Genomic DNA, 26,868 nt, shown 5'->3' with positions numbered 1-26,868 from the left:
GGGAGCTTCGACATGAAACTGGTGGTGAGCATGTTCGTCACGCTCGATGGCGTGGCCCAGGCGCCGGGTGGCCCGGACGAAGACCGCAGCGGCGGCTTCGAACACGGTGGCTGGTCGGTGCCGCACTGGGATCAGGCCATGGTCGATGTGCAGATCGCATGGGTCGATACGCTGGATGCGCTGCTGCTGGGGCGCGGCACCTGGGAGATCTTCGCCGCGCACTGGCCGCAGGCCGGCGATGACGATCCGATCGCAGTGCGTTTCAACGAGGTGCCCAAGCACGTGGCCTCGCATGCGCCGCTGGGCATGACCTGGGAGGGCAGCACGCGGCTCGGCGACGACGTTCCTGCAGCGGTGGCTGCCCTGAAGCATCGGCCGGGCAACCAGTTACAGGTGCATGGCAGTCCAGGCCTGGTGCAGACGCTGCTCCGGCATGGATTGGTGGATGAGCTGCGGCTATGGACCTTTCCCGTCGTACTGGGGCAGGGCAAGCGCCTGTTCGAACGCGGGACCGTGCCGGCCGGGTTGAAGCTGCTGGACACGCTGGCCTTCGACACTGGCGTGGTCTTCCAGCATTACGCCATGGGGGCGCCGGTGAGCTACGGTTCCTTCATGCGGGACAACCCGCCGCCGGAGGAACTGCAGCGTCGATTGGGGATCGATGCGCCACCTGCACCGCACGCCGACCGTGGCGGCCCGCGCTAGCCATGTTGCAGCGCAGTTGTCTTTGCCATGTGCTGGTGGTCTGATCGCGCCCCATGGCCGCAGACGTCCGCCGCACCATCGATACGCTCTGGCGCATGGAATCGCCCAAGGTGATCGCCGTGCTCACCCGCATGCTGCGCGACGTGGACCTGGCCGAAGAACTGGCCCAGGACGCGCTGGTCTCGGCACTGGAGCACTGGCCGCGCGACGGCCTGCCCGACAATCCGGCTGCCTGGCTGACCGCCACCGCCAAGCGTCGCGCCATCGACCGCCTGCGCCAGCAGCAGCTGCACCAGCGCAAGCACGTCGAGATCGCCTACGAACTGGAGGGACAGACCGTGCCTGGCCCTGACAGCGATGCGCAGCTGGACGATGCCATCGGCGACGACCTGCTGCGGCTGGTGTTCATCGCCTGCCATCTGGTACTGCCGGCCGAATCGCGCGTGGCCCTGACCCTGCGCCTGTTGGGTGGGTTGTCCACCGACGAGATCGCGCGTGCCTTCCTGCAGCCCGAAGCCACCGTGGCCCAGCGCATCGTCCGCGCCAAGCGCACGTTGGCCAAGCAGCAGGTGGCCTACGAGTCGCCGCGCCGCGAAGCACTGCCCGAGCGCCTGGATGCCGTGCTGGAAGTGATCTACCTGATCTTCAACGAAGGCTATTCGGCCACCGCCGGCGAAGATTGGATGCGTCCGGCCCTGTGCACCGAAGCCCTGCGCCTGGGGCGCGTGCTGGCCGGGCTGATGCCGCTGGAGCCGGAAGTGTTTGGCCTGCTCGCGCTGATGGAACTACAGGCCTCGCGCACCGCTGCACGGACAGCGCCCGATGGCAGTCCGATCCTGCTCGAAGCCCAGCAGCGCGCACGCTGGGACCGGCTGCAGATCGCGCGCGGGCTGGCAGCGCTGGAGCGTGCCGTGCGACTCGGCGGAGCCAACGCACCGTACGCACTGCAGGCCGCCATTGCCGCCTGCCACGCGCGCGCCGTGCGCAGCGAAGACACCGACTGGTCGCGCATCACCGCGCTGTACGGTGTACTGGCGCAGGCCATGCCCTCGCCGGTGGTCCAGCTCAATCGCGCGGTCGCACTGGGCCGCGCCGAAGGCGCGCAAGCCGGACTGGCGCTGGCCGATACGCTGCTGACCGAACCCGCGTTGCGTGATTACCCCGCGCTGCCGGCGGTGCGCGGCGACCTGCTGCAGCGACTGGGCCGCCTGGATGAAGCCCGCGTCTGTTTCGAACACGCCGCCGCCCTGACCCGCAACGCGCGCGAAGCCGCGCAGATGCAGGCGCGCGCCAAAGCCTGCGCAAGCGCCGGGCTTGCATGAGCAGGCTCAATTCAAATGCCCTTCTGACCAACGGTGAACACCTCGGTCAAGATGGAAGTGGCAGCTATCGACCCATAGCGGTCTTACAGGCAGCGTGGCAAGGACTTCCCTAGCGATGTCTCGGCCGAAGCAGTGGAATGGTTAACCGCTTCGTGTAAATAATAAAGAAGGACATTTCAAGGAGCGAATGGTGAGAGCATTGCGTGTTTTGTGTGTGTGCCTGATGTTGCCAATCTTTGCTGCCTGCTCGCAGTCTGATGCGCCACGGCCGCAAAGTGTCCCCGCCAAGGTCGCCGCACAACCTGTGTCTGACGAGCCGGTGAAGACGAGCGTGCTGGCGCCAGCGACCAAGGATGCGGCGGTGGCAGAGGCGGAGATTCCCAACACCAACAAGATCATCCCCCTTCGTGGTCCTGCGCCAGTGGCTGGCAACGACTATGTGAGCATCCCGGATGGTCAGCCATTCGAGCCGGCTGATGGGAAGATCGAAGTCGTTGAGTTCTTCAACTACATCTGCCCGTTCTGCGCCACCTACAGTCCGATGTTCCACGACTGGAAGACTAGGCTGCCTGCTGACGTCCGAATCACTTATGTGCCTGCGGATTTCAGGCCCGACTTCGCGGTCTACGCCCGCGCTTATTACGCTGCTGACGTGCTAGGTATTGCTCAAAAGAGCCACGATGCCGTCTACAAGGCTGTGCACACCGATGGCACGTTGCCAGGTGAGGGTCAGCCGATTGATGAGAACAAGATTTCGCAGTTTTATAGCCAGTATGGCGTCACCGCTGAGCAATTCAGCTCGACCATGAAAAGCTTCGGGGTGAGTGCGCGCATGCAGAAGGGACGGCAATTCGCCATGCACGGCTCGATCAATCAGACGCCGTCAATCGTGGTTGATGGAAAGTATCTGGTCAAAGGAAAGAGCTGGGAGGACTCGCTCCGAATTGCAGACCACCTGATTGCACAAGAGCGCTCTTCTCAGAGTGCCAATTGAAGGTGTCAATGAAAGCCGCTGGTGAACTCCTCGGCCTTTTGCTCAACGGAGTCGCCAAAGTCGAGTGGTCTGGTGAGATCCAAAGGCATCGGTCAGAGTTTCACTGAATGTCCTCTACTGGCCGGTAGCAGAAATCAGCTATTCGCTTCGAGCCTGTATGAGTCTGAGCAACGCACGTAGCGCTTCCGGTAGCTGCCGACGGCTTGGATAGTAGAGGTGGAAGGCGGGTCCCATGGACGACCACGCGGGCAGCACGCGCACCAGACTCCCGTCAGCGAGTTGCCTGGTGACGCGCTGTTCAAGACAGTAGGCGACGCCACCACCGGTTTCGGCCAGCTCGATGGTCATGACGGTCTCGTTGACCACCATCACCCAGTCCACCGCGACCACGTCTGCTTCGTCACCCCTTTCGAGTTCCCAGCGATAGATCTGCCCGTTGCCCATGCGGATGCCGATGCACTTGTGTTCGGCAAGATCACTCGGTGTCTCAAGCCGTGGCGCGCTTTGCAGGTAGGCCGGCGAGGCCACTGCGATCCAGCGCAGCTCAGGGCCGAGCGGAATGGCGATCATGTCCTCAGGCACCAGGCCGCCATACCTGATTCCCGCATCGAAGCCTTCGTTGACGATATCGACCACCCTATCCTGGACCATCACCTCCGTCCTGACGTCTGGATAGGTGTTGGAGTACTCGGCCAGGATGGGCGCCAGCACAAGACGCGCGGCATCGCTGAACACGTTGAGGCGCAGCTGGCCCGCCGGCCTGTCGCGATAGCGATTGAGTTGCTCCAGTCCGAGCTCGATCTCGTTGAATCCGGTGTCCAGGCGCGCGAGCAATTCGACGCCCGCCGGGGTCAAGGTGACAGCACGGTTGGTCCGATTAAAGAGACGAACACCCTGGCGTGCTTCCAGGCCTCGCATGGCGTGACTGAGTGCCGAAGGCGACACGTCCAGTAGGGCCGCGGCCTTTCGGAACCCGCCTGACTCGGCGATCTGCCGGAACATGTTGAGATCGCCCAGATCACCCCGGGTGAGCCTTCCCATCTTGATGTCCTCGTGGTGGCACAGCTCGCGATGCTGTCTGGCCCTCACCTGTGTGGTGAAAGCTCCTCAACCCAAGGTAATGCCTTGATCGGCAAGGCGGCGGGTTCTTCGTGGTGAATTCTATCGAACGCGGCGTTCGTTCTGGCTAACCCTATTCGGGAGCCAAGCTTCCCATCATGGCGGCACCGCGGGATCGAGAGATCGCCGCTGATGGCTTAGAAAGCGAGGACATCCCCATGCAACATTCATCTGCCGCCGATCGCAGCGGCCATGTGCTCGTCGCCCAGGTGGTGCTCGGTCTTGGGGGACTTTTCCTGGGGACTGCCGAGTTCGCCGCGATGGGGCTGCTGCCGGAGATGGCAGCAAGCTACAAGGTCGACGTGCCGACAGCAGGGCACTTGATCAGTGCTTATGCGATCGGCGTGGTCTTGGGTGCGCCGCTGCTGGCGATCCTGACCGCCCGCATGGAGCGTCGCAAACTCCTGATGGGGCTGGCGGTCTTGATCCTCGCGGGCAACGCGCTTTCTGCGTGCGCCGACAACTTCGCGATCGCGGCCCTCGCGCGCTTCATCTCCGGCCTGCCGCATGGCGCTTACTACGGCACGGCGGGTCTGGTTGCGGCGTCGATGGTGCCCAAGGACAAACGGACCCAGGCGATCGGCCGGGTGATGCTCGGCCTGGCCGCGGCCAACCTGGTTGGGGTGCCGCTAGTGACGTGGATGGGCCAGGCCTTTGGCTGGCAGTCGGCCTTCGGGCTGGTGGCTGCCGGCGGGCTGCTGTTGCTCATCCTGCTTCCCTTGACGGTGCCCCAACTCGAAGCCCAGCGGGATGCCTCGCCACGCAATGAGTTCTCCGCGTTCGGTTCACTGCAGGTCTGGCTGACCCTGGCGACCGCGGCGATTGGCTTTGGCGGCATGTTCGCGGTCTACAGCTACATCACGCCGACGCTGACCGAGGTGACGGGCGTCAACCCCGCCGAAGTTCCCTGGTTCCTCGCGCTGTGGGGCCTGGGCATGGTGGTCGGCAATACGGCCGGCGGCTGGCTGGCGGACAGGTCGCTCAACGGCGCCATCGTGGTCTTCATGATCTGGAACGTGGTCTTCCTAACGCTCTTTTCGGTGGCAGCACACTCCGCAGCGATAGCTGCGGTGGTGTTGTTCCTGATCGGAGTTGGATTCGCCCTGGTCCCGGCGCTGCAGGCCAAGCTGATGGACAGCGCGCCCAAGGCGCAGTCGCTGGCCTCGGCGATGAACCACTCGGCCTTCAACACGTCCAACGCAATCGGCGCGTGGACCGGTGGCCTGTCGATCTCGTGGGGCTTTGGCTGGGCGTCAACCGGCGTGATTGGCGGAATCCTGGCTGTGGGCGGCCTCGCGATCTTCGTGGTGGCGCTTTCCATCGCTAAACGAGAGCAGCGCTGAGCGCCCGATGTCGAATCGCATGAAGAAAGTGCTTGGCGCTGGCAGAGCCGCAGTCGCCACCTGCGCCGAGTAAGCGGCGCGCATGTGTATCGGTCCAACCGACACAAAGCCCAATCCATGGATGTGGGGTTTGCGCAGTTCTGGTGAGCAACTGGGAAACCGGTCCCGCTGGCATCCGGGCCAAGCGGCGCGTTTTGCAGCCGAGACAAAACTTTGATCGTGAAGGAAGCAGAGAACGACATGACCACACGAATGAACCAGATCATCGCGCCGGGCAAGGTCGCCGTGATCACAGGGGCTGCCAAGGGTATCGGCACGGGCGTTGCGCGCGAGCTCGGGGCTCGGGGGATGCGACTGGCGTTGCTGGATATCGATGGCGACGCGCTGGAAGGAGTCGCCGGCGAACTTGGCAAGGACGTGCTGGTCTTCCCGGCGGATGCGGCCAACCTTGATGCGCTCTTCCGGTTCAAAAATCAGATCCAGGCACGCCTCGGCAACGTGCATCTGCTGGTGAACAACGTCGGGATGACGAAGCACGGCGGTCCGTGGGATGCGCCCGAGGGGTGGCAGGACACGATGACTACGAACTTCACTGCAGTGCTGGCCGGGCAGCATGTGTTCGTCCCCGACATGATCGCCAGCGGTCAGCCTGGCGCGATCGTGAATCTGGGGTCCAAGGAAGGCATCACCACGCCGCCAGGCAATGCGGCCTATTCGGTGGCCAAGGCAGGCGTCAAAGTGCTCACCGAGCAGCTGGCCCACGATCTTCTGACCGTCACCCAAGGGCGCTTGTCGGCCCACCTGTTCGTCCCGGGCTACACCTGGACCCCGATGAACTTTCCCGACACCGACTTTTCCAGGGACATCAAGCCCGAAGCGCCTTGGAGCGTCGAGCAATTGGTTGACTACTTCATGGCGCGCCTGATGAACGAAGACTTCTACATCCTCTGTCCGGATAACGAGGTCACCTCGGAGATGGATGCCAAGCGGATCAGGTGGGCGATGGATGACATGATCCAGAATCGACCAGCATTGTCGCGATGGCATCCGAACTGGAAGTCACGCTTTGCTGAGTGGATGAAAAAGTAGGCTCTGCAGTTGCCTATAGAAGCGATGGCTGCTGTTGGCCGGGAGCGGCCGCGGGTGGGTATGTCGCATCCGATCTGAGGCCGGCGGTAGTCGTTACGGGTGCCAGCCTCACGGTCGAACTAAATCTGCCCCATGCCGCCGTCGACGAATAGCTCCGTCCCTGTGATGAAGCTTGCTTCGTCACTGAGCAGGAACAGCGCTGCCGACGCAACTTCTTCTGGCTTTGCCATGCGACCCAGGAGAATCGGTGCGACGATCGATGCGCGAACTTCATCCGGCACGCGCGCCATCATCTCGGTATCCGTCGGGCCTGGGGCAACGACATTGATTCGAATGCGACGCGGAGCAAGTTCCGCCGCCCAAGTGCGTGCATAAGAGCGCAGGGCTGCCTTGGTCGCAGCGTAGGTTCCATAGTTGGCAATACCGATGGAACTGGCGACTGAGCCCATCAGTACAACTGACGCGCCATCTCTCAAGGTGCCGAGGGCTGCCTGCAGGCCGAACAGCGTGCCTCGAACATTGACCGAAAAATGCCGGTCGAAGTGATCCTGGCTCACATCGCCCAGCGATGCGGGCTCGCTGATGCCGGCGTTCAAGACTAAGGCGTCGATATGCCCGCAGCGCTCTCGGACGTCGGTCATCACGCGACGGAGGTCTTCGGGTGCACTTGCGTCTGCCGCCAAGCCATAAACGCCATGGCCAATCGCCGAAACTGCAGCCTCCACCTGGTCGTGAGCACGACCTGTGATGAACACGGCCGCCCCTTCTGTGGCTAGGCGCGTTGCAACAGCCAAGCCAATGCCCTTTGCGCCGCCAACTACCAGCGCGACCTTATCTGCCATCTGATTCATTGTAGAAGTGTGCCCAGGAAGAGAAGGGCGATAAGATATACGCAGTAAATTTGATATCAAGAACGCACTATGGCTAGCCTAGATGTACACGGGGATATCGAGCTGGCGGCGCAGTCGGTCAGGGTGCTGTCCCAGATGGCTCAGATTCGACCCGTCCTCGACAAGATCGCGGATAAGTGGACGATCTTGATCTTGTGCGTGATCTGCCCAAAGCCTTCTCGCTTTAATGAGATCAAGCGTCGACTGGATGGGATTACCCACAAAGCGCTTGCCGATGCGTTGAAGCGGCTAGAACGCAACGGTCTGGTGACAAGAACGGTGCTGCCTACCGCGCCCATTGGCGTTGAGTACGCGATCACGCCTCTTGGACATGCCTTGAGGGAGCCGTTCGAAGCCTTGTGCAAATGGGCGTTCGAACATGGGAACGAAATTGATACCGCTGTCGCGCGTTACGACAGGCAGAAGGAGCCAGTCTAGCCACGCATGCGGAAAGCGAATTAGTCGATTGAGATCGACACCGGTGTATGCCTGAGCTGAGGTCTGCTTCTTGGCCGATAGCTGTCGATTCCGAAGACGCCGTCGCCAGCATCGGTAAGCCGCCACCAAGGGTGGCCTTGCGCCCGCATGGCCATCTATCTCACGTGCATCGCTTGGCCGGAATAGAAGCGGACGCTGCGTCGCATCTGGGACGTTGCCGCTGGGCGCCGTCTCCCTCAGGCTACGCGCCTTGGCCTGCCGGGCGGCTGGTGGCCCGGTTTCCATCGAGGAGTGTCCGTGCGCGTTTTCTCTGTTCCTACTTTGTCCGTATTGCTGGCACTTGCGCTCGCCGTGGTGGCGCGTGCTCCGGCCGCAACGCCAGCGTTGCCGGCACCAGCACCGATGCCGGTGATCGTGGACAGCGATTTCGGCGGCGATATCGATGATGCGTTTGCGATGGCGCTGCTGCTGTCCTCACCGCAGTTCAAGCCGGTGCTGATCAGCGCCAGCTCCGGCGATGCGGTGCTGCGCGGCAAGCTGTTGAAGCAGTTCCTGGTGCGCACCGGCCATGCCGGCATTCCGTTGGTGGTCGGTCCGTCCACGCCTGACAGGAGCGGCATGTCGCAGGCCGACTGGCTGGCCGCATCCACCACGGCGCAGGCGCCGCTGCCAGAGGCGGCCCCGGCGATCATCGCCACGCTCAAGGCCGCGCCCGCGGGCAGCGTCACCCTGATTGCGCTCGGGCCGCTGACCACGATTGGCGCAGCCATCCAGTACGATCCGGCGGCCTTCAAGCGGCTCAAGCGCGTGGTGCTGATGTCGGGTTCGATCTACAAGGGCTATGGCCCGACCGCCGGCACCACCAAGGACACACCCAGTAAGGAAACCAACGCCGCCGGCGATCCGGCCGCGTTGCGCGCGCTGCTGGCCTCGGGCGTGCGGGTGGAACTGCTGCCGCTGGACGCGACCGAAGTCGCCCTGCCGGCCGAGCTGCAGGCGCGCCTGTTCGCGGCCGATACGGTCTACGCCACACCGCTGCGTGAGCTGTACGGCCTGTGGGCGCCGCGCAGCCCATGGGGCACGGTGCCGACGCTGTTCGATGTGGTGCCGGTGGCGCGCCTGCTGGACGCGGCGGTGTGCACGCCGAAGCCGCTGCGCATCGCGGTGGACGACGACGGCATGACCCGGCCGGTCGCAGGGACGCCCAATGCCGGTGTGTGCCTGGACGTGGACCGCGCGCGGGTCCTGGACGTGCTTGCCCGCCACGTGGCGCCGGCACCGTGACGCGCCCGTCCTGTGCCTGCTGCATCCTGTGCGCGCTGCCCGCGCAGCGCCCGACCTTCTGCTGTCCAAAGGAATCCGCATGACCCCGGCCATTTCCGTCAAAGGCCTGACCAAGACCTACGCCTCGGGTTTCCAGGCGCTCAAGGGCGTGGACCTGGAGATCCAGCGCGGCGAGATCTTCGCTCTGCTCGGCCCCAACGGCGCGGGCAAGACCACGCTGATCAGCATCCTGTGCGGGATCGTTCGCCCGGGCGAAGGCAGCGTGCACATCGAAGGTCATGACGTGGTGCGCGAGTACCGTGCCGCGCGCAGCCAGGTTGGACTGGTGCCGCAGGAACTGTCGACCGAAGCTTTCGAAACCGTGTGGGCAGCGGTGCGATTCTCGCGCGGATTGTTCGGCAAGCCGGCCGATCCAGCGCTGCTAGAACGCGTGCTGCGCGACCTGTCGCTGTGGGACAAGCGCGACGCCAAGATCATGACGCTGTCCGGCGGCATGAAGCGACGCGTGCTGATCGCCAAGGCGCTGGCGCACGAACCCAAGGTGCTGTTCCTGGACGAGCCCACCGCCGGGGTGGACGTGGAGCTGCGCCACGACATGTGGAACCTGGTGCGCGGCCTGCGCGAGCGCGGCACCACGGTCGTGCTGACCACCCACTACATCGAAGAGGCCGAGGAAATGGCCGACCGCATCGGCGTGATCACCGGCGGCAGGCTGGTACTGGTGGAAGACAAGACCACGCTGATGGCCAAGCTGGGCAAGAAGCAGCTGGCGCTGACCCTGCAGCAGCCGTTGCAGGCGGTGCCGGCCGAGCTGTCCGACCTGAGCCTGGAACTGCAGGCCGAAGGCAGCCAGCTGGTCTACACCTTCGACGTGCAGGCCGAGGAAACCGGCATCGCCGCGCTGCTCAAGCGGCTGGGCGAGCTGGGCATCGACTTCAAGGACCTGCATTCCTCGCAGTCCTCGCTGGAAGAGATCTTCGTCAACCTGGTGCGGGAGGCGCGCGCATGAACATCGGCCTGAACTGGCACGCGGTCGCGGCGATCTACCGTTTCGAAATGGCGCGCACCTTCCGCACCATCACCCAGTCGATCGCCTCGCCGGTGTTGTCGACCTCGCTGTATTTCGTGGTGTTCGGCGCGGCCATCGGCTCGCGCATGGGCAACGTGGAAGGCGTTTCGTACGGCGCCTTCATCATCCCGGGCCTGATCATGCTGTCGCTGCTCAACGAGAGCATTTCCAACGCCTCGTTCGGCATCTACATGCCGAAGTGGTCGGGCACCATCTACGAACTGCTGTCGGCGCCGGTGTCGTTCGTGGAGGTGGTGCTGGGCTACGTGGGCGCGGCGGCGAGCAAGTCGCTGATGCTGGGCTTGCTGATCCTGGTGACCGCGCGGCTGTTCGTGCCCTACGAAATCCAGCATCCGGTGTGGATGGTGGCGTTCCTGCTGCTGACCGCGCTGACGTTCTCGCTGTTCGGTTTCATCATCGGGCTGTGGGCAGATGACTTCCAGAAACTGCAGGTGATCCCGCTGATGGTGGTCACGCCGCTGACCTTCCTCGGCGGCGCGTTCTACTCGGTGTCGATGCTGCCGCCGGTGTGGCAGAAGATCACCCTGTTCAACCCGGTCGTGTACCTGATCAGCGGCTTCCGCTGGAGTTTCTTCGGGCTGGCCGATGTGGACGTGGGCGTGAGCCTGGCGGCGATCCTGGGCTTCCTGGTGCTGTGCCTGGTGGTGGTGTGGACGATCTTCCGCACCGGCTGGCGGATCCGCGGCTGATCCATCGGCGCCGCGGGGCGCTCAGTCCTCCAGGCGCAGGGCCTGCTGGATCTGTTCGAGCCGCTGGCCACGCGTTTCGACGCCCGCGCGCAGGAGCATGACCGCCGACATCGCCAACGGCACGGCGATCAGCACCGCCGACCAGGCCAGGTGCCCCATCAGGCCCAGCACGCCAAGTCCCGCGCCGAGGATGCCGCCAAATTTGGAACTGGCCGCGATCACCCCTGCACCGGTGGCGCGCAGATGCAGCGGATAGATTTCGGCGGCGTAGGGAATCAGCATGGCGATGACCCCGCTGATGGCCACCAGCAGCGCGGCGGTGCAGGCCATCGTCCAGGCCGCCGAGCGCACCTGCAACCAGGACATCGCGGCGAAGGCCAGCAGGGCCACGCAGGTCAGCGCGATGAACAGCACCAGCGCGCGCACGCTGCTCCAGCGGTGGTAAAGCCATACGACCACAGCGATGCCCGGCAGGGCCCACAGCGCCGAGCGCGCCAGCAGTGCGCTGGCCGCATGCGGATCGACGCCCAGTTCGACCAGGTTGGTGGGCAGCCACAGGACGAACCCGAAATTGGCCACGCCCCAGCCGGTCCCGCACAGCAGCAGCCCCCAGCTGATGCGCGCCTGGCGGCCCTGCAGCAGCTGGCGCAGGCCGGTGACCGGGTGGCGCTGGTCCAGCGCATCGCCCGCCCCCGCGGCGGGCGGGTCGACGGCGATGGCATTGGCGCGAGGGCCGGAAAACCGCTGCAGGACCGCGCGCGCCTGTTCGTGCAGGCCTGCGCCGGAAAGGAACCGCGGCGATTCGGGAATCCAGTGGTTGAGCAAGATGATGGCCGCGCCGGTCGGCAAGCCCAGCAGCCACAGGATGCGCCAGCTGAACATCGGTTCCAGCACGGCCGCAGCGCCGGAGGCCAGCAGGTAGCCGGCCGATGTCCCGACCCCGCCCAGTGCCACCAGCAGCCAGCCCCGGTGCGCGGCCGGCACGGTTTCGGCCATCAGCGTGAAGGCGATCGGCAGCAGTCCGCCGGCCGAGGCGCCCATGAGGAAGCACATCACCAGGTTCCAGCCAAAGCTGGGCATGGCGCCGCAAATGGCGGTGCCGATGAACATCAGCGCCGACAGCAGGATGGCGGCGCGGCGTCCAAGCACATCGCCCATCCGCCCCCAGACCACGGACCCGACGGTGGTGCCGGTCAACGCCACCAGGGCCAGCAGGCTGGCGCTGGCGTGGCTGATCGCATATTCGGCGCTCAGGCCGGGCATCACGAAGCCCAGGGTGGCCGGTTTCATCACGTCCACCGCCAGGGCCACCACCAGCGCCGCGACCAGGGCCCAGTGCGCGCGGTTGAGCGGCACGTCGTCGGTCACGTGGAAGCCGGGGATCGCTGGCGCCTGCGCGGCGGCCCGCCGTTCCCGCCGCGGCATCAGCCCGAAGGCCGAAAACCCAAGGCCCAGCGGGATCATGGCCATGCCGAACCACATCCCCGGGCTCATCCCCATGCCTGCCATCTGCCAATGCATGTAGCGGGACATCCACAGCATCGGCAGGTGTGCCGCGACGCCGGCCATCACCAGCAGGCAGCCCAGCCAGAACGCGGCCGGATGTCGAAATGTGATGCTGTTGCTGCCCATGGGCCGATGCATTCGCGTGGAAAAATGAAGCGTAGCAGGCACCTGGCAGAACGATGGCCGGTCCAGCACTGGACATGACGGCGCCCATCGCGTCTGCTGTCTTACCTCACCGGCCGAAAGGTCGCCGCTCGACTCCCCATGCACTCGATTGAAATCGTCCTGGCGATGCTGCTGGCCGTGGCCGCCAGCGGCTTCCTGGTCCGCGTCCTCCCGTTCTCATTGCCATTGCCGCTGGTACAGATCGGGCTGGGCGCGGTGATCTCCTTTTCCAACCGCGGCGTGGACCTGGACCCGGAACTGTTCTTCCTGCTGTTCCTGCCACCGCTGCTGTTCCTGGACGGTTGGCGCATCCCCAAGCAGGGCCTGTTCCGCGACAAGGGCGTGATCCTGGAGCTGGCGCTGGGCCTGGTGGTGTTCACGGTGCTTGGCGCGGGCTTCCTGATCCACTGGATGATTCCGGCCATGCCGCTGCCGGTGGCCTTCGCGCTGGCGGCGATCATCTCGCCGACCGATCCGGTAGCCGTGTCCTCGATTGCTTCGCGCGCGCCCATCCCCAAGCGCCTGTTGCACATCCTGGAAGGCGAGTCGCTGCTCAATGACGCCTCGGGCCTGGTCTGCTTCCAGTTCGCCGTGGCGGCGATGCTGACCGGCACCTTCTCGCTGGCCACCGCTTCGGTGACCTTCCTGTGGGTGGCGCTGGCCGGCTTCGCCTGCGGCATCGGCGTGACCTACGCGGTCAACATCCTGCAGCGCTGGATTGCGCGGCATTTCGGTGAGGAGGGTGGTTCGTCGATCCTGGTCAGCCTGCTGATCCCCTTCGCCGCCTACGTGCTGGCCGAAGTGGTACACGCCTCGGGCATCCTGGCCGCGGTCGCCGCCGGCATCACCATGAGTTACGTCGAGCTGTCCGGCCGTGCCGGCGCCAGCGTGCGCATCCAGCGCACGGCGGTGTGGGACATGGTCCAGTTCACCCTCAATGGCATCGTCTTCACCCTGCTGGGCGAGCAATTGCCGGGGATCCTGCGCAACGCGATGCGCAGCGTGGACGAATCCGGCCACCTGCAGCCCTGGTGGCTGGCGGTGTACGTGGGTGCGATCAGCCTGGGCCTGATGCTGCTGCGGTTCCTGTGGGTGTGGCTGTCGCTGCGCTGGAGCATCCTCAAGGCGCGCGCCCGTGGCGAAACCCGGGCCAGCCCCAACTGGCGGATCATCGTGGCCACCTCGCTGGCCGGCGTGCGCGGGGCGATCACCCTGGCCGGCGTGCTGACCCTGCCGCTGGCGCTGACCGACGGCAGTCCGTTCCCGGCACGCGACCTGGCGATCTTCCTGGCCGCGGCGGTGATCATGGTTTCGCTGCTGGTGGCGGCCATCGCGCTGCCCCGGCTGTTGAAGAACCTGCACGTGCCGGAGGAATCGGACGAGCAGCATGAGGAAGACTTGGCGCGCAAATCCGCCGCGCGCGCCGCGCTGGTGGCGGTGGAAGGTGAACGGCAGAAGCTGGCCGCCACCTCGCACCTGGTCGAGGACGGCGAACTGTTCACCGCCTGTGCCGAGCGCGTCAGCCAGCTCTACCAGCGGCATGTGGATCGCCTGGGTGGCGAGGCCGACATCGCTCCGGAACAGGCGCGCCGGATCGAACAGGTCGAGCGCCAGATGCGCCTGGCCGGCCTGCGCGCCGAGCGCGCCGAACTGTTCCGCCTGGCCCGCGAACGCAAGATCTCCGACGAGGTCTCGCGCAAGCTGGTGCGCAACCTGGACCTGCTGGAAACCCGCCAGCGCTGAGCGGTGTTCCGCCGGGTGGTGGGCGCCGCTGAAGCGGCGCCCACCTGTCTGCTTCACGCGTCCGGCGTGGTCTTGAAGTAAGGCTCGACCCGGCCCTTGATCTTCATCGTCATCGGCTGGCCGCGACGGTCCAGCGACTTGCCGACCTGCACCCGGATCCAGCCTTCGGAAACGTTGTATTCCTCGACGTTGTCACGCTCGGTGCCGTTGAAGCGCACGCCGACGCCGCGGGCCAGGGCGGCTTCATCGTGGAAGCGGTTGCCGGGATCGACGGACAGGCGGTCGGGAGGGGTATCGCTCATCGTGAGGCATCTGCGCGGGAAACGAGGGCGCACAGGATACGGGGCGCATCGCCCCGATGCATCCGGCCGGTCGATGTCCTGGCCGTTGACGGGATGAACCGGTGGCGCCGGGGCGCTTTGCAAGCGTGCCCGCAGGCGCCATCCTGTCGGCCCGGTTTTCCCCGTTGCACGCCCATGTCCCTACCCGACAACACCGCCGATTACGAAGACGACTTCGATCCGTTCGATCCGGATGAGGACGACGCCCCCGAGGCACTTGCCTGGAACCTGCTGCTGCTGATCAATCCCGGTGACGAGGACACCGCGCTGCGCCAGTTCGACCTGCTGCGCGAGCGCCTGGCCGCCGGTGACGACGAGCCGTTGCCGTGGTTGCTGCGCGACATCGTCGACTGGACCGCGGGGTTCTTCGTCGCGCCGGACGAGACCCATGCGCTGATCGAAGCCATCGATGAACTGTCCACGCGCTTCGGGCTGACCATCGACTGGGGTGGCGACCGCGACGATGACGAGTTCATGGAGGGCCACGACGTGCCCAGCCTGCTGTCGGTCGCCTACGACCGGTTGCGCGAACATGGCTACACGCTGTGGTGCTGGAACGCCGATTCGGAAGGCTATGGCGGCTGGATGGCGCTGCGTCGCGACGACGACGGCATGCGCGCGCTGGCCCGGGTGCTGGAATTCGAATTGCGCCCGGCCAACGAAGCCGGCTGACGCTGCCCGCTTACGGCGCCAGGCCGCGGCCCTGCGCCTTGGCCACCGCGATCACCGCCCGCACCTGGGCGCGGTCGCGATGGCGCGAGATGGCCACCGCGCCCAGGGCGATGGCCTGCAGGCGCATGTCGGTGGTGACGTCGTAATGCGCGCCGCTGGTCTTGTCCTGGAAGGCGCGGCGCGGCAGCCCAAGGCGGGTGGCGAACGCATGCAGTTCCTCCAGCGTGTCGGCCATCAGGTGCGCCCAGCGCTGGTCGCGCCAGGCAATCACCGCATCGTCCACATAGACCGCCATCGCCCACCGCCTGTCGAACCTGCGACGAGTATCGCGCAGCTCGCCGCGTGGCGCCTGTTCCCGTGCGCGCCGCGTCGTGACAGGTGCGGCGCCTTTACGGCTTGACTGCGAAGTCTTGACGGACGTCTAACCGGCCTGCGGTCACGGTATTGGATTGCAGCGGCATCCTGCCGCGGGAGGAACATCATGCAACGCACCCGCCTGCTGGCCGCGACCATCGCCCTGATCTGCCCGGTCGCAGCCTTTGGCGCGGAAAGCATCCAGGACCGCTTCCAGAGCATGGACACCAACCACGACGGGCGGGTGAGCGCGGAAGAACACGCCGCCGCGGCGCAGGCCATGTTCAAGCAGCTGGATGTGGACCTGGATGGCAGCATCAGTGCCGAGGAGATGCGCCTGACCCGCAAGGCGATGGACGAACCCGCCAGCGATGAAGCCGTGCGCCAGGCGATCACCGCGATGGACAACAATGGCGACGGCAAGGTCGACGCCGACGAGCACACGGCCATGGCCGCCGCGCAGTTCAAGCGGACCGACACCAACGGCGACGGTTTCGTGACCCAGGAAGAGATGGAGCGGGCGGCCGGGCCGGCGGTGAACTGATGACATCCGTGGCTGCTTCCGCTACAAAGCTCTAGCCACCTGCCGGCCATGCGGCATCGCACTCACTTTGATCGACCTGCAGCACGATAGTTGGCCTGACGAGCTCTCAACAAGAAAAAGGATCTGGTGATGAAGGGAATCCGATATGCATCCATTGCACTATTGCTGATGGGCGGCGTTTCCGCGGCCTTGGCGCAGTATCCACAGGGCAAGTTCAAGCAACTTGACACAAACGGCGATGGTGTCGTCGATCGGGATGAATATGCCGCTGGCCTGCGTGCGTCGTTTGCAGCGATGGACCAGGACCGCAATGGGGTCGTGACACTCCAGGAACTCATCAATTACAACGCATCCAACCAGGCGTCGGACCGCGTGGAGCCTCAGGTCGTTGCCGAGGCCCAGATGTCCGCGATGGACGCCAATCGTGACGGCCAGATCACGAGTGATGAATTCGACGAAGTCGGGGAAAAGACCTTTGCCTCGTTCGACAAGGACCACGATGGGAAGCTGACAACACTGGACGGCTCCGTGCACTGATGGGCCGATCAATCTGCGGCGCCTTCCTTCGCATCGGTGCGGTATCGCCTGGCGGGCAGGTCCGTTTTCGACTTGTAGCGAAAAGGCCCCATGACACCTTCAAGGTGGCATGCATCGCCATCTTCTTTTCTCTTTCGATGGCATGCATCGGTGCCACGTGGGCGCAGAGTGCGATGGACAAGTTCCGGCTGCTGGACAAGAACAACGATGGGGTCGTCGACAAGGACGAGTACGACGCCGGTGCACGTGCGCAGTTCGCCCAGCTGGATGCCAACCACGATGGCTGGGTCACGCTGGATGAGCTGCGTGCGTCCCAGGATCCGAATGCAGGCGGCATCGGCGCCGATGGCATGGCGCGCCAGCAGCTGGAGGCGATGGACCTGGACGGCGACAACCTGATCAGCGAAGACGAATTCGTCGCCTTCGCTGATCAGTCCATCGCCACGTTCGACAAGGACGGCGACGGCGTCCTGACCAGCCGGGATTTCGGGCCCGGCTGACTCCGTCGCTGATCGGTTACGCGGCCTGGGCGACCTGGGCTTCGGCGCCGCCGCGATGCAGTGGGTCGGGCAGGGCCTCGCCAGCTTCGGTGAAGGACAGCGAGACCGAATTCAGGCAATGACGCTCGTAGGTGGGTGGCGGGCCGTCGGGGAATACATGGCCCAGATGGCTGTCGCAGCGGGCGCAGGTGATCTCGGTCCTGACCATGCCGTAGCTGGTGTCGCGGATGGTGTGCACGTGGGCCGGATCGACCGGTTTGAAGAAGCTCGGCCAGCCGGTGCCCGATTCGAACTTGGCGCTGGAGGCGAACAACGGCAGCCCGCACAGGCGGCAGGTGTAGACGCCCTCCAGCTTGTTGTCCAGGAACGCGCCGCAGAACGGAGCCTCGGTGCCGTGTTGCAGCAGCACGTGACGTTCTTCATCGCTCAGGCCTGCGATGAGCTCGGCGCGCTGGGCGGCGTCGGGCGGGGTGAGGTCGAACTGACTCATGGTGTCGTCCTGGGCGGTGAGGGGCTGCGGAAAAGATCGGGGCGCGCCCGGTCGACTTCAACGACCCGGGCGCGCCCCGTCAAAGCCGCTTATGGATTGCTGCTGAGCGCGGTCTTGCGGTTGAGCTCACGACTGGCCCACTGGTCGATCATCCGCTTCTCGAAACGCAGCGGGTCACTGTCCATCGGGCGGGCGCCCATCAGGTAGGCCATGTCGCTGAGCTTGCGCTGGCCCTGGTCGACCACGCGGCCGTCGGCGTCACGCAGGGTGAAATCGAAGGTGAGCCGCGGCGGATAGATGTCTTTCATGATCCGGATGTGGTCGGTCGACGGGCCATGCCACGGCTCGTATTCGCCGGCACGGTCCATGTCGGTGAAGCGCACGTCCAGGGTCTGGCCGGGTTTGAGGTCCTTGGCGGCCTCCTTGCGCATGTACGCGGCCAGGTCGTGAACCCAGGTGCCGCGCTCGGCTTCCCAGCGGTTGGTGCTGTTGCGGATGTCGGTGAACTGGGCCGGGTCGGTCCAGGAGACGGACACCGGTCCCTGCGCGGGCAGTTCGCGCGGCAGGTTGGGATCGGTCACCCGGGTCGAAGCGGCCAGCGCAGGCAGGCTGGCTGCGGTCAGCAGCACAGCGAGGATGAGATGCGTAGGTTTCATGGCGTTTCCCTCGTTTTGAGGAGTGATGCCTGGATGCTACGCCCGGCCCGGTGAATACGCACTGCCCGTGTTGGCGGTGTTTCGGCGCCGTTGGGCCTGCATTGGCCGCGGGTTCCCTGCGTTAGCATGCGGCTGGCCTGCAGCCGCCAGAGAACGCCCATGCGCCCTGTCTTCCGTCTTGCCGCCATGACCATGTTGCTGGTGGTGGCGGCCGGCCTGGTCCTCCAGGCCCACGCTACCTCCAGGGAGTCCGTCATGCACCACGCCACAGGCACGTTCGAAGTGAAGATGCAGCCGCAGGGAGAGATTGGCCCAACCGGCAGCGATGGCAATGCGCTGGCGCGCATGTCGCTGGACAAGACCTTCAGCGGTGCCCTTGTTGGCACGGGCACGGGCGAAATGCTGGCGGCGCGTTCATCGGTGGCGACCTCGGCCTCCTACGTGGCGATCGAGCGGGTCGCCGGCACGCTGGATGGCAAGGCAGGCACTTTTGTGCTGGTCCATCGTGGCGTGATGTCCGGCGACACCCAGGCGCTGGAGGTGCAGATCTCGCCCGATTCGGGCACCGGCGCGCTCAAGGGCATCGCCGGCACGCTGGTCATCAGGATCGAAGGTGGCCAGCATTTCTACGATCTGGCCTACACGTTGCCGTGATCCAGGCGGCATGGCACGCGCGCCTGCCCGCATCGCTGGTTTTCATCCGATCTCGCGCAGCGATGGTGCGCCAGGCGGGCGGCGGTAGTCGGAACTGGACGGCAATGGGCTTGCCGGGACATCGGCACGGAGCGTCCCATCGGGATGCTTGAGCGGGCGGCCAGGGCGCGCTGCAATGGCTGCCCGATTCACTGTTGAAAGGACACTGCCATGACCCAGCCAAACACCGAGGGTCGCCCGGTGCGCGTGGATTTCGTCTCCGACGTGGTCTGTCCGTGGTGCGCGATCGGGCTGCAGTCGTTGCTGGCCGCGGCCAAGCGCATCGAGGGCCTGCAGCTGGACCTGCATTTCCAGCCGTTCGAACTGGACCCGGAGATGGTTCCCGGCGGCGAAGACCTGCAGCAGCGCCTGATGCGCAAGTACGGCATGAGCGCCGAGCAGTACAAGGCCAGCGGGGAAACCATCCGCGCGCGCGGTGCCGAGTTGGGCTTCACCTTCGACCTGGACAAGCGTACGCGCAGCTTCAACACCTTCGATGCACACCGCTTGTTGCATTGGGCAGGTGAGATCGACGCACCAAGCCAGCTACGGTTGAAGCTGGCCCTGCTGGAAGCGTATTTCACTGAAGGCCTGAACGTATCCGACCATGCCGAGCTGGTGCGCATCGCGCAACAGGCAGGTCTGGACGGCGCGCAGGCGCAGGCGGTGCTGGCCAGCGATCAGTTCGTGGATGTCGTGCGCCAGGACGAGGCGCGCTGGCGCCAGGCCGGCATCACGGCGGTGCCGTCGGTGGTCTTCGACAACACGCACCTGTTGCAGGGTGGCCAGCCGGTGGAGACGTTCGAGCAGGCCTTGCGCCAGCTCTCGGGGATTTCAGCAGCCTGAGGCCGGCGTGTTCAGCCGTGGCGGGAGACCAGCACGGCTTCGCGACCGGCCATGTCCATGACCACGGCGCTGCGGATGCCGTGCTGGACGTGCAGGTTGGATGCGATCACGCGGGCGGTATGCAGCGCCTCGGCCCGGTCGTTGAACCAGAAACGGCCGTGTTCGCCTTCGTAAAGCTGCCATCCCTGGTCCTGCGCGGTGACGGTGAACAGTACGCGTTGCATGGTCGCCTCCTTCGGGAGACATCTGTCTCCGCCAGGATCCCAGCGTGCAACGAAACAGGGCGGCAGCGCGCTCGGGCAACACCACGCCTGCGGGTAGGAAAAGTCTGATCCTCGCGTAGGAGGCCTCTTCGATGTTGCGGGGCGAGGGCGAGCATCGGCCCATCGATTCCAAGAATGCGCAGCGCGCGCGGAAGAAACGCAAAGGCCACGCTGGATACGCGTGGCCTTTGCATTGACGCACTTTGCAGCAGGCGGTCTGCTATTTCAGCAGTGGTCCCAGCTTGGGCCACACGAAGTCCCGGATCTGCGGCTGCACCGCGGCGGTCGGGTGCAGGTTGTCGGCCTGGAAGTTGGCGCGGTCGCTGGCAATGGGTTGCAGGAAGAACGGGATGAACGCGGTGTCGTACTGCTTGGCCAGCGCGCTGAAGTTGCCGGCGAAGCCCTCGGTATAGGCGCGGCCCAGGTTCGGTGGCATCTGCATCCCGAGCAGCAGCACCCGGGCGCCCGATTGTTGCGCGGCGGTGATCATCTTTTCCAGGTTGGTCTTTGTCTGCGCCAGCGGCAAGCCGCGCAGGCCGTCGTTGGCGCCCAGTTCGATCACCACCACCGCGGGCTTGAGTCGCTGCAGTTGCGCGCCGATCCGCGCGGCGCCGCCGGCGCTGGTTTCGCCGCTGATGCTGGCGTTCACCACGTTCCAGCCCGGCTTCTCCTGGGTGACCTTGGCCGTGGTCAACGGGACCCAGCCTTCAGTGGGGCCCAATCCATAACCGGCCGAGAGCGAATCGCCCATCACCAGCACGGTCTTGGTCGTCGCTGTCGCCGCGACAGCGGGCTGGGCCAGCAGCGATTGCATGAATGTCATCAGCACCAGCGCAAGCCCCCATTGCACGGGGCGGCGAACGACCGCATAACCTGACTGCTTCATCTTCTTTCCGATTCCCAAGACTCCCCCATCATGGCTGACTCCCCCCTGCTGCACGCTGACAAGCCCGTCACCCCTGCCCAGGCAGCGCCTGTGCTGCAGGTCGCCTTGCTCGGCAAGCAGGTCACGCTGCCCGGCAGCACGCTGACCATCCTCGATGACGTGTCCTTCACCATCGGCCATGGCGATACGGTGGCGATCGTCGGTGCATCGGGCTCGGGCAAGAGCACGCTGTTGTCGCTGCTGGCAGGGCTGGATACACCCACCAGCGGGACAGTCACGCTGGATGGCGCGGTGCTTTCCACGCTGGATGAAGACGGTCGCGCCCGCGTGCGGGGCGAGAAGGTTGGCTTCGTGTTCCAGAATTTCCAGTTGCTGCCCTCGCTGACCGCGCTGGAAAACGTGATGCTGCCGCTGGAGCTGCGCGGCGATGCCGATCCGCAGGCGCCGGCTGAAAAGATCCTGGAAGACGTTGGCCTGTCCGGCCGGCTGTCCCATTACCCGCGTCAGTTGTCCGGTGGCGAACAGCAGCGCGTGGCGCTGGCGCGTGCGTTCGTGACCCGGCCGGCGCTGCTGTTCGCCGACGAACCCACCGGCAACCTGGACCAGCGCACCGGCCATGCCATCGAGGAATTGCTGTTCGCGCTGAACGCCCAGGCCGGCACCACGCTGGTGCTAGTCACCCATGACGAAGCCCTGGCCGCGCGCTGCACCCGCGTGCTGCGCCTGGACAGCGGCAAGCTGGTGGCCGGCGCATGAACACCCTGCGCCTGGCCTGGCGCCAGCTGTGCCGCGACCTGGTCGCCGGTGAAGTCCGCATCCTGCTGGCCGCGCTGGTGCTGGCGGTGGTGGCGGTGACGTCGGTGGGCTTTGTCACCGATCGTGCCGAACGCGCGCTGGCGATCGAAGCCAACCGCCTGCTCGGTGGCGACGTGGTGGTACGCGGCGATGCGCCGATCACCGGTGCGATCCTCGATGCGTCCAGGGCCAGCGGCCTGCGCAGCACGCAGACCACTGAACTCAACACCATGATCCGCGTCGGCGATGGCGACGACGCGCAGCTGCGGCTGGGCGACCTGCGTGCGCTGGGCGAGGGCTTCCCGCTGCGTGGCAGCTTCACCCTCACCGACGCGAAGACGCCGGCCGAACACGCGGCCAACGGCATTCCCGCGCCGGGCACGCTGTGGATGACGCGTGCCGGTGCCGATACGCTCGGCGCGAAACTTGGCGACACCGTGAGCCTGGGCGATGCCACGCTGACCTTGGTCGCGCTGGTCACGCAGGAACCGGACGCTGCACTGGATTACTTCAACGTCGCGCCGAAGGTGTTCCTCAACGCGTCCGACCTGCCATCGACGGGACTGGTACAGCTGGGCAGCCGGATCGGCTATCGGCTGGTGGTGGCGGGCGAGGCGGGTGCAGTGGAGCGTTTCACCGCGACGGCACGCGGGGCGCTGGGCCGCGGCCAGCGTCTGGAAACCATCCAGGATGCGCGTCCGGAAGTGCGTTCCGCACTGGATCGTGCCGGGCGTTTCCTCGGTCTGGCCGCGCTGGTGTCGGTGATCCTGGCGGCGGTGGCCGTGGCGATGGCGGCGCGTCGGCATAGCGAACGACATCTGTCCGGCGTGGCGGTGATGCGCTGCCTGGGCGCGCAACAGTCGCGGCTGGTCGGCATCCACGTGGGCGAACTGGTGCTGCTGGGTCTGATCGCCTGCAGCGTGGGCGTTGTCGTTGCCTTCGGCCTGCAGTGGGCGATTGCCGGCTGGCTGGAAAGCGCCTTGAAGGTCGCCATCCCACCGGCGGGCTGGGGTCCGGTCGCGCAGGGCTTCGGCGTCGGCCTGATCGTACTGCTGGCGTTCGGCGCACCACCGGTGCTGGCCCTGCGCCGGGTGCCGGCGCTGCGCGTACTGCGGCGTGACCTGGATCCGACCGAGCCCAGCGCAGTGCTGGTCGCGCTGGCGGGCTTCGCTGGCCTGGCCGCGCTGCTGTGGTGGAAGGCCGGTTCGCCCGTACTGGGTTTTGCCATGCTCGGCGGCATCGCAGTCACCCTGGCGGTGCTGGCCGGCATGGCCATGCTGCTGATCCTGGTGGTGCGCAAGTTGCGCTCGCGCTTGCGCGGATCGCTGCGCTACGGGCTGGCCAACGTCAGCCGTCGCGCCGGGACCAGCATTGCGCAGATTTCCGCACTGGGCCTGGGGTTGATGGCGTTGCTGCTGCTGACCTTCGTGCGCACCGATCTACTGGACCGCTGGCAGCTGGCGCTACAGGCCGATGCGCCGAACCGCTTCATCATCAACGTGCAGGACGACCAGGTGCAGCCGGTGGCCGACTTCATGGCCAAACAGGGCCTGGGCCAGCCGACGCTCTTCCCGATGGTGCGTGGCCGCCTGCAGAGCCTCAACGGCAAGGCCGCCAGCGGCGCCGATTACACCGATGACGAAGCGCGCCGTCGCGCCGAGCGCGAGTTCAACCTGTCCACGGCCACCAGCCTGCGCGAGGACAACAAGGTCACCGCCGGCAAGTTCTGGGGCGCGCAGCCCACGCCGACCACGGAACTGTCGGTGGAAGAAGGCTTCGCCAAGCAGCTGCGCTGGAAGCTCGGCGATACCGTCGCCTTCGACATCGCCGGGCAGACGCTGGAAGGCAGGATCACCAGCCTGCGCAAGGTCGACTGGGAGAGCTTCAAGCCCAATTTCTTCGTGATGGTTTCGCCCGGCGTGCTGCAGGACTACCCGGCCAGCCACATCACCGCGATCAACGTGCCGCCGGACCACCCGCGCTTCACCGCGCAGCTGGTGCAGGCGTTCCCCAACCTGTCGGTGATCGATATCGACCAGGTGCTCAAGCAGGTGCGCAGCACCGCCGACCAGGTCAGCACGGTGGTGCAGGTGGTGTTCTGGTTCTCGCTGGCCGCCGGCCTGCTGGTATTGATGGCGGCGGTGAGTGCCAGCCAGGACGAACGCCTGCTGGAAGGTGGCGTCATGCGCGTGCTCGGCGGCAGCCGTCGCCAGCTGCGCGCGGCGCAGGCCTCGGAGTTCGCCGCGATTGGCCTGCTGTCGGGACTGGTGGCCGCGGTGGCCGCGTCGATCCTGTCCGGCGTGGTCGCGGTGAAGGTCTTCAACCTGCCGTGGGCGCCCAGCTGGACCCTGGCGGCGATCGGCGGCATCGCCGGCGTGGTGGCTGCCCTGGTCGCCGGCCTGTTTGCCACCCGCAAGGTGCTGGACGCGCCGCCGTCGGTGACGTTGCGAGAGTTGCAGAGCTGACCGGATCGTTCGCCGCGCTGCAGGACTTGTAGCGCGGCTTCTGCGAAGTGCTTGCGCGTGATCGTGGCGTGCTGCCATGGGCGAGCGACTGGGGGCTTCACCGCCCTGTGACCATTGCGTTTACACAATCGGGGGCCAGATTCGACCGGGACCCATGCGCATGACCCATGACGGCATCACGGCCACGCCCGGCAGCGCCGTGCCTGTTCACGGCGAAGGGGCGATGGAGCGTCGCAGGCAGATCATGAAGTTCCTGTTCCGTTACCGGCATTCGGGCGTGTTTTCCGGGCTGGCGCAGGATTCGCTGTTGGACGATGTGATCGTCGACGACGGCACGCCGGCCGAATTCAGCCGCGATCTGGAAGCGCTGGGGCCGACCTTCATCAAGCTCGGCCAGATGCTGTCTACGCGCCCGGACATCGTCCCGCCCAGCTACGCCACCGCGCTGGAGCGCATGCAGGAAGACGTGTCGCCGGTGCCGGTCGAGCAGATCCGCGCCGCGCTGGAAGCCGATCTTGGTGTGCGTCTGAGCAAGATCTTTCTTGCGTTCGATGAAGTGCCGCTGGGCACCGCATCGCTGGCCCAGGTCCATCGCGCGGTGTTGCGCGATGGCACCGCGGTGGCGGTCAAGGTGCAGAAGCCGGGCGTGGCCCAGCGCCTGCTGTCGGATCTGTCGATGCTGCGTTCGATCGCAGGCGCGGCCGACAAGCTGACCAAGGTCGGCCGCAACCTGCGCTTCACCGACTGGCTGGAGGAGTTCGCGCGCACCCTGGTCGCCGAACTGGATTACGTGGCCGAAGCGGAGAACCTGGAACGTTTTGCCTCGCATCTGAAGGCTTACCCGGAGCTGCTGGTGCCGCGTCCGGTGTGGGACCTGACCCGGCGCCGCGTGCTGACCATGGAATTGGTCGAAGGCGTGCGCGTGGACCACGTGCCGGCCGTGCGACGGATCGAACAGCCGATGCTGCCGCTGTCCTCGGCGTTGCTGCGCGGCTACCTGGACCAGATCTTCGTTTACGGCGAGATCCATGCCGATCCGCATCCAGGCAATCTGCGGGTCACGCCGGACAACCGGCTGGCGATCTTCGACCTGGGCATGGTCGCCAACGTCCCGCCGGGCCAGCGCGAATGCCTGCTCAAGTTGCTGTTCGCCGCCGTGGATGGCCGCGGTGAATCGGTGGCCCGCGAGATGCTCGCCCTGGGCACGCAGCTGGAGGATTTCGACGGCGAGCGTTTCAGTCGCGAGATCGGCCAGCTGATCAGCCACTACTCCGCGCACAGCGGCACCACCTCCGAAGGGCGCGTGGTCCTGGACCTGGTCCGGACCGCGATGGCCAGCGGCCTGCGCACGCCGCCGGAGCTCTCATTACTCGGCAAGGCGCTGTTGAACCTGGATACGGTCTGCCGTGCGCTGTCGCCGGAGCTGGATGCCAAGGCCGTGGTCGAAGGCCACCTGCAACACGTGATGCGCGCTCGCCTGCGCCAGTCGTTTTCCTCGCCCAGCATGGCCAGCGAGTTGATGGACCTGCAGTCACTGGCCCGCGAAGGTCCACGCAAGGTCTCGGACATCCTCGGCCTGCTGTCGGAAAACAAGTTGCAGGTGCGCATCTCCGGGCTGGAGGAATCCCACCTGATGGAGAGCCTGCAGAAGATCGCCAACCGCGTCGCCGCCGGCGTGGTCACCGCCGCCTTGATCCTGGCCTCGGCCCTTATGATGCGCATCCCCACCGCCAGCACCCTGTTCGGCTATCCCACCGTCGCCCTGATCCTGTTCTTCATCGGCGCCGCGCTGGGCGCCAGCATCGTGATCAGCGCGCTGCTGGGGGATCGGAAGGTCAAATCCAGGTAGGGCAGGCACGGGACCTACCTTCATTCGCTGCACGCGGACAAGGGAAAGGTTGAATGGGACCATGGCGGGGAGGTAGCTTAAGCAGACGGGGGCCTGGAATTCCCGGCAGCAGTTTGATGAGAAGAGCAAGCGGCTCGCCGGACGACAAGAAATCGTGCTGACAAAGGAATGAGACGATGAAACCTTGGATTTGGACAATCCTGTTGCTACTCGGTGCCCAGACCGCTTATGCGGATACGGCGATCTCTGAAACATTGGTGTGTCGCGATAACGATCCTTTCGTCCTGTGTACGCAGGGGTGCAAGGACGATGATTACAACTGGAAGCCAAAGAATTCGATGCAGGGGACTTATACGCCCGTGATGCCTTATTGCCCTTGGCCATCGACAGGTGAATGTTGCATTGGATACGTATGTTTTGAACCATGGACCCAAACGGCTTTTACTGCGTATTTCCAGTACGCCAGGATCTGTCGTAAGGCACACAAAGAGGGTAAGTGGGTGGGTGAGGGCAAGCCTGAGGAAACGCCCTACGATCATTGACCTGGCTCGGTGTCGTAGGCCTTTTCGCTGATGTGATGTCCGTCAGCCGACATCGGGG

The 26,868-nt window shown here is 65.5% G+C and carries 29 protein-coding genes; 20 read left to right on the top strand and 9 right to left on the bottom strand.

All coding sequences use genetic code 11. The features are described 5' to 3' along the window. Positions 1–12 precede the first annotated feature (12 nt). The 3 genes from O8I58_RS09735 (at position 13) to O8I58_RS09725 (ending at position 3,021) form a co-directional block, all read left to right on the top strand. The gene (locus O8I58_RS09735; RefSeq protein WP_298315039.1) at positions 13–705 is read left to right on the top strand and encodes a dihydrofolate reductase family protein; all 693 of its coding nucleotides are present in this window, start codon (positions 13–15) and stop codon (positions 703–705) included. 53 nt (positions 706–758) lie between these two features. Then, on the top strand, positions 759–2,027 hold the full coding sequence (locus O8I58_RS09730; protein ID WP_298315036.1) for an RNA polymerase sigma factor: 1,269 nt from the start codon (positions 759–761) through the stop codon (positions 2,025–2,027). Between the two features lie 190 nt (positions 2,028–2,217). Further along, the gene (locus tag O8I58_RS09725) at positions 2,218–3,021 is read left to right on the top strand and encodes a thiol:disulfide interchange protein DsbA/DsbL (RefSeq protein WP_298315033.1); all 804 of its coding nucleotides are present in this window, start codon (positions 2,218–2,220) and stop codon (positions 3,019–3,021) included. 138 nt (positions 3,022–3,159) lie between these two features. Here O8I58_RS09725 and O8I58_RS09720 read toward each other — a convergent pair whose 3' ends face one another. Further along, complete coding sequence (locus O8I58_RS09720) at positions 3,160–4,062, bottom strand: LysR substrate-binding domain-containing protein (RefSeq protein WP_298315031.1); 903 nt, start codon at positions 4,060–4,062, stop codon at positions 3,160–3,162. A gap of 236 nt (positions 4,063–4,298) precedes the next feature. Here O8I58_RS09720 and O8I58_RS09715 point away from each other — a divergent pair, with 236 nt between their 5' ends. Together O8I58_RS09715 and O8I58_RS09710 are read left to right on the top strand one after the other, a co-directional pair. Then, on the top strand, positions 4,299–5,483 hold the full coding sequence (locus tag O8I58_RS09715) for an MFS transporter (RefSeq protein WP_298315028.1): 1,185 nt from the start codon (positions 4,299–4,301) through the stop codon (positions 5,481–5,483). 252 nt (positions 5,484–5,735) lie between these two features. After that, positions 5,736–6,572, top strand: coding sequence for an SDR family NAD(P)-dependent oxidoreductase (locus O8I58_RS09710; protein WP_298315025.1), 837 nt, complete (start codon positions 5,736–5,738; stop codon positions 6,570–6,572). 119 nt (positions 6,573–6,691) lie between these two features. On the opposite strand, the gene O8I58_RS09705 is transcribed toward O8I58_RS09710, so the two are convergent. After that, on the bottom strand, positions 6,692–7,414 hold the full coding sequence (locus tag O8I58_RS09705; protein ID WP_298315022.1) for an SDR family NAD(P)-dependent oxidoreductase: 723 nt from the start codon (positions 7,412–7,414) through the stop codon (positions 6,692–6,694). A gap of 78 nt (positions 7,415–7,492) precedes the next feature. Here O8I58_RS09705 and O8I58_RS09700 point away from each other — a divergent pair, with 78 nt between their 5' ends. The 4 genes from O8I58_RS09700 (at position 7,493) to O8I58_RS09685 (ending at position 10,963) form a co-directional block, all read left to right on the top strand. Further along, entirely contained in the window at positions 7,493–7,900 is a 408-nt protein-coding gene (locus O8I58_RS09700; protein WP_298315019.1) for a winged helix-turn-helix transcriptional regulator, read from the top strand. A gap of 402 nt (positions 7,901–8,302) precedes the next feature. Then, positions 8,303–9,184 (top strand): nucleoside hydrolase, encoded by an 882-nt coding sequence (locus tag O8I58_RS09695; RefSeq protein WP_298315016.1) that lies wholly within the window; start codon positions 8,303–8,305, stop codon positions 9,182–9,184. Between the two features lie 79 nt (positions 9,185–9,263). After that, entirely contained in the window at positions 9,264–10,193 is a 930-nt protein-coding gene (locus O8I58_RS09690; protein ID WP_298315011.1) for an ABC transporter ATP-binding protein, read from the top strand. A gap of 8 nt (positions 10,194–10,201) precedes the next feature. Next, the gene (locus O8I58_RS09685) at positions 10,202–10,963 is read left to right on the top strand and encodes an ABC transporter permease (RefSeq protein ID WP_298322881.1); all 762 of its coding nucleotides are present in this window, start codon (positions 10,202–10,204) and stop codon (positions 10,961–10,963) included. A gap of 21 nt (positions 10,964–10,984) precedes the next feature. On the opposite strand, the gene O8I58_RS09680 is transcribed toward O8I58_RS09685, so the two are convergent. After that, positions 10,985–12,739 carry an MFS transporter gene (locus O8I58_RS09680; RefSeq protein ID WP_298315008.1) on the bottom strand — a complete coding sequence of 585 codons (1,755 nt, stop codon included), beginning with the start codon at positions 12,737–12,739 and terminating at the stop codon, positions 10,985–10,987. Between O8I58_RS09680 and O8I58_RS09675 the strand changes: the two genes are divergently transcribed. After that, the gene (locus tag O8I58_RS09675) at positions 12,734–14,377 is read left to right on the top strand and encodes a Na+/H+ antiporter (protein WP_298315005.1); all 1,644 of its coding nucleotides are present in this window, start codon (positions 12,734–12,736) and stop codon (positions 14,375–14,377) included. The two genes, O8I58_RS09680 and O8I58_RS09675, sit on opposite strands and share 6 nt — an antisense overlap. A 53-nt stretch (positions 14,378–14,430) precedes the next feature. Here the strand turns inward: O8I58_RS09675 and O8I58_RS09670 are convergent, their stop codons facing one another. Then, the gene (locus O8I58_RS09670; RefSeq protein WP_298315002.1) at positions 14,431–14,679 is read right to left on the bottom strand and encodes a DUF3297 family protein; all 249 of its coding nucleotides are present in this window, start codon (positions 14,677–14,679) and stop codon (positions 14,431–14,433) included. Between the two features lie 174 nt (positions 14,680–14,853). Here O8I58_RS09670 and O8I58_RS09665 point away from each other — a divergent pair, with 174 nt between their 5' ends. Further along, positions 14,854–15,390 (top strand): DUF6630 family protein, encoded by a 537-nt coding sequence (locus O8I58_RS09665; protein ID WP_298314999.1) that lies wholly within the window; start codon positions 14,854–14,856, stop codon positions 15,388–15,390. 10 nt (positions 15,391–15,400) lie between these two features. Here the strand turns inward: O8I58_RS09665 and O8I58_RS09660 are convergent, their stop codons facing one another. Next, positions 15,401–15,685, bottom strand: coding sequence for a DUF4031 domain-containing protein (locus O8I58_RS09660; protein ID WP_298314995.1), 285 nt, complete (start codon positions 15,683–15,685; stop codon positions 15,401–15,403). A 186-nt stretch (positions 15,686–15,871) separates the two neighbouring features. On the opposite strand from O8I58_RS09660, the gene O8I58_RS09655 reads away from it, so the two are divergent. The 3 genes from O8I58_RS09655 to O8I58_RS09645 all read left to right on the top strand — a co-directional run bounded on the left by O8I58_RS09655 (position 15,872) and on the right by O8I58_RS09645 (position 17,325). Next, entirely contained in the window at positions 15,872–16,288 is a 417-nt protein-coding gene (locus O8I58_RS09655) for an EF-hand domain-containing protein (protein ID WP_298314992.1), read from the top strand. 129 nt (positions 16,289–16,417) lie between these two features. Then, positions 16,418–16,825 carry an EF-hand domain-containing protein gene (locus O8I58_RS09650; RefSeq protein ID WP_298314989.1) on the top strand — a complete coding sequence of 136 codons (408 nt, stop codon included), beginning with the start codon at positions 16,418–16,420 and terminating at the stop codon, positions 16,823–16,825. 173 nt (positions 16,826–16,998) lie between these two features. Further along, on the top strand, positions 16,999–17,325 hold the full coding sequence (locus O8I58_RS09645) for an EF-hand domain-containing protein (RefSeq protein ID WP_298314986.1): 327 nt from the start codon (positions 16,999–17,001) through the stop codon (positions 17,323–17,325). Between the two features lie 16 nt (positions 17,326–17,341). On the opposite strand, the gene msrB is transcribed toward O8I58_RS09645, so the two are convergent. Then, the gene (msrB, locus tag O8I58_RS09640; RefSeq protein ID WP_298314984.1) at positions 17,342–17,815 is read right to left on the bottom strand and encodes a peptide-methionine (R)-S-oxide reductase MsrB; all 474 of its coding nucleotides are present in this window, start codon (positions 17,813–17,815) and stop codon (positions 17,342–17,344) included. Between the two features lie 89 nt (positions 17,816–17,904). Beyond that, the gene (locus tag O8I58_RS09635) at positions 17,905–18,471 is read right to left on the bottom strand and encodes a DUF3016 domain-containing protein (RefSeq protein ID WP_298314982.1); all 567 of its coding nucleotides are present in this window, start codon (positions 18,469–18,471) and stop codon (positions 17,905–17,907) included. Positions 18,472–18,630: 159 nt separating this feature from the next. Between O8I58_RS09635 and O8I58_RS09630 the strand changes: the two genes are divergently transcribed. Beyond that, positions 18,631–19,125, top strand: a complete 495-nt coding sequence (locus O8I58_RS09630) for a DUF3224 domain-containing protein (RefSeq protein ID WP_298314980.1) — start codon at positions 18,631–18,633, stop codon at positions 19,123–19,125. Positions 19,126–19,335: 210 nt separating this feature from the next. Beyond that, positions 19,336–20,010, top strand: a complete 675-nt coding sequence (locus O8I58_RS09625) for a DsbA family oxidoreductase (RefSeq protein ID WP_298314977.1) — start codon at positions 19,336–19,338, stop codon at positions 20,008–20,010. 11 nt (positions 20,011–20,021) lie between these two features. Here the strand turns inward: O8I58_RS09625 and O8I58_RS09620 are convergent, their stop codons facing one another. Next, entirely contained in the window at positions 20,022–20,234 is a 213-nt protein-coding gene (locus O8I58_RS09620; protein ID WP_298314974.1) for a hypothetical protein, read from the bottom strand. 259 nt (positions 20,235–20,493) lie between these two features. Further along, positions 20,494–21,159 (bottom strand): arylesterase, encoded by a 666-nt coding sequence (locus tag O8I58_RS09615; protein ID WP_298314971.1) that lies wholly within the window; start codon positions 21,157–21,159, stop codon positions 20,494–20,496. 30 nt (positions 21,160–21,189) lie between these two features. On the opposite strand from O8I58_RS09615, the gene O8I58_RS09610 reads away from it, so the two are divergent. From O8I58_RS09610 to O8I58_RS09595, 4 genes are all read left to right on the top strand, one after another. Then, a complete protein-coding gene (locus O8I58_RS09610; RefSeq protein WP_298314968.1) occupies positions 21,190–21,915 on the top strand; it encodes an ABC transporter ATP-binding protein in 726 nt (241 codons plus the stop codon). Continuing rightward, positions 21,912–24,419: an ABC transporter permease gene (locus O8I58_RS09605; protein WP_298314966.1), complete on the top strand. Its 2,508-nt coding sequence runs from the start codon at positions 21,912–21,914 to the stop codon at positions 24,417–24,419. Before O8I58_RS09610 ends, O8I58_RS09605 begins: the two co-directional genes overlap by 4 nt. Before the next feature lie 160 nt (positions 24,420–24,579). After that, positions 24,580–26,268: an ABC1 kinase family protein gene (locus O8I58_RS09600; RefSeq protein WP_298314964.1), complete on the top strand. Its 1,689-nt coding sequence runs from the start codon at positions 24,580–24,582 to the stop codon at positions 26,266–26,268. Positions 26,269–26,444: 176 nt separating this feature from the next. Further along, the gene (locus O8I58_RS09595; protein ID WP_298314962.1) at positions 26,445–26,810 is read left to right on the top strand and encodes a hypothetical protein; all 366 of its coding nucleotides are present in this window, start codon (positions 26,445–26,447) and stop codon (positions 26,808–26,810) included. The last annotated feature ends 58 nt before the right edge of the window (positions 26,811–26,868 follow it).

The sequence above is a fragment of the Pseudoxanthomonas sp. genome (assembly GCF_027498035.1).
GTDB lineage: Bacteria > Pseudomonadota > Gammaproteobacteria > Xanthomonadales > Xanthomonadaceae > Pseudoxanthomonas_A.
The sequence above is the reverse complement of the archived record's forward strand: the minus strand, read 5'-3'. Positions and strand labels throughout refer to the sequence as shown.

Excerpts from the sequence above, each read along its gene's own strand:
- O8I58_RS09735 (WP_298315039.1), top strand. The coding sequence starts at position 13 with ATGAAACTGGTGGTGAGCATGTTCGTCACGCTCGATGGCGTGGCCCAG.
- O8I58_RS09730 (WP_298315036.1), top strand. The coding sequence starts at position 759 with ATGGCCGCAGACGTCCGCCGCACCATCGATACGCTCTGGCGCATGGAA.
- O8I58_RS09720 (WP_298315031.1), bottom strand. The coding sequence starts at position 4,062 with ATGGGAAGGCTCACCCGGGGTGATCTGGGCGATCTCAACATGTTCCGG.
- O8I58_RS09715 (WP_298315028.1), top strand. The coding sequence starts at position 4,299 with ATGCAACATTCATCTGCCGCCGATCGCAGCGGCCATGTGCTCGTCGCC.
- O8I58_RS09710 (WP_298315025.1), top strand. The coding sequence starts at position 5,736 with ATGAACCAGATCATCGCGCCGGGCAAGGTCGCCGTGATCACAGGGGCT.
- O8I58_RS09705 (WP_298315022.1), bottom strand. The coding sequence starts at position 7,414 with ATGGCAGATAAGGTCGCGCTGGTAGTTGGCGGCGCAAAGGGCATTGGC.
- O8I58_RS09700 (WP_298315019.1), top strand. The coding sequence starts at position 7,493 with ATGGCTAGCCTAGATGTACACGGGGATATCGAGCTGGCGGCGCAGTCG.
- O8I58_RS09695 (WP_298315016.1), top strand. The coding sequence starts at position 8,303 with ATGCCGGTGATCGTGGACAGCGATTTCGGCGGCGATATCGATGATGCG.
- O8I58_RS09690 (WP_298315011.1), top strand. The coding sequence starts at position 9,264 with ATGACCCCGGCCATTTCCGTCAAAGGCCTGACCAAGACCTACGCCTCG.
- O8I58_RS09675 (WP_298315005.1), top strand. The coding sequence starts at position 12,734 with ATGCACTCGATTGAAATCGTCCTGGCGATGCTGCTGGCCGTGGCCGCC.
- O8I58_RS09670 (WP_298315002.1), bottom strand. The coding sequence starts at position 14,679 with ATGAGCGATACCCCTCCCGACCGCCTGTCCGTCGATCCCGGCAACCGC.
- O8I58_RS09665 (WP_298314999.1), top strand. The coding sequence starts at position 14,854 with ATGTCCCTACCCGACAACACCGCCGATTACGAAGACGACTTCGATCCG.
- O8I58_RS09660 (WP_298314995.1), bottom strand. The coding sequence starts at position 15,685 with ATGGCGGTCTATGTGGACGATGCGGTGATTGCCTGGCGCGACCAGCGC.
- O8I58_RS09655 (WP_298314992.1), top strand. The coding sequence starts at position 15,872 with ATGCAACGCACCCGCCTGCTGGCCGCGACCATCGCCCTGATCTGCCCG.
- O8I58_RS09650 (WP_298314989.1), top strand. The coding sequence starts at position 16,418 with ATGAAGGGAATCCGATATGCATCCATTGCACTATTGCTGATGGGCGGC.
- O8I58_RS09645 (WP_298314986.1), top strand. The coding sequence starts at position 16,999 with ATGGACAAGTTCCGGCTGCTGGACAAGAACAACGATGGGGTCGTCGAC.
- msrB (WP_298314984.1), bottom strand. The coding sequence starts at position 17,815 with ATGAGTCAGTTCGACCTCACCCCGCCCGACGCCGCCCAGCGCGCCGAG.
- O8I58_RS09635 (WP_298314982.1), bottom strand. The coding sequence starts at position 18,471 with ATGAAACCTACGCATCTCATCCTCGCTGTGCTGCTGACCGCAGCCAGC.
- O8I58_RS09630 (WP_298314980.1), top strand. The coding sequence starts at position 18,631 with ATGCGCCCTGTCTTCCGTCTTGCCGCCATGACCATGTTGCTGGTGGTG.
- O8I58_RS09625 (WP_298314977.1), top strand. The coding sequence starts at position 19,336 with ATGACCCAGCCAAACACCGAGGGTCGCCCGGTGCGCGTGGATTTCGTC.
- O8I58_RS09620 (WP_298314974.1), bottom strand. The coding sequence starts at position 20,234 with ATGCAACGCGTACTGTTCACCGTCACCGCGCAGGACCAGGGATGGCAG.
- O8I58_RS09615 (WP_298314971.1), bottom strand. The coding sequence starts at position 21,159 with ATGAAGCAGTCAGGTTATGCGGTCGTTCGCCGCCCCGTGCAATGGGGG.
- O8I58_RS09610 (WP_298314968.1), top strand. The coding sequence starts at position 21,190 with ATGGCTGACTCCCCCCTGCTGCACGCTGACAAGCCCGTCACCCCTGCC.
- O8I58_RS09605 (WP_298314966.1), top strand. The coding sequence starts at position 21,912 with ATGAACACCCTGCGCCTGGCCTGGCGCCAGCTGTGCCGCGACCTGGTC.
- O8I58_RS09600 (WP_298314964.1), top strand. The coding sequence starts at position 24,580 with ATGACCCATGACGGCATCACGGCCACGCCCGGCAGCGCCGTGCCTGTT.
- O8I58_RS09595 (WP_298314962.1), top strand. The coding sequence starts at position 26,445 with ATGAAACCTTGGATTTGGACAATCCTGTTGCTACTCGGTGCCCAGACC.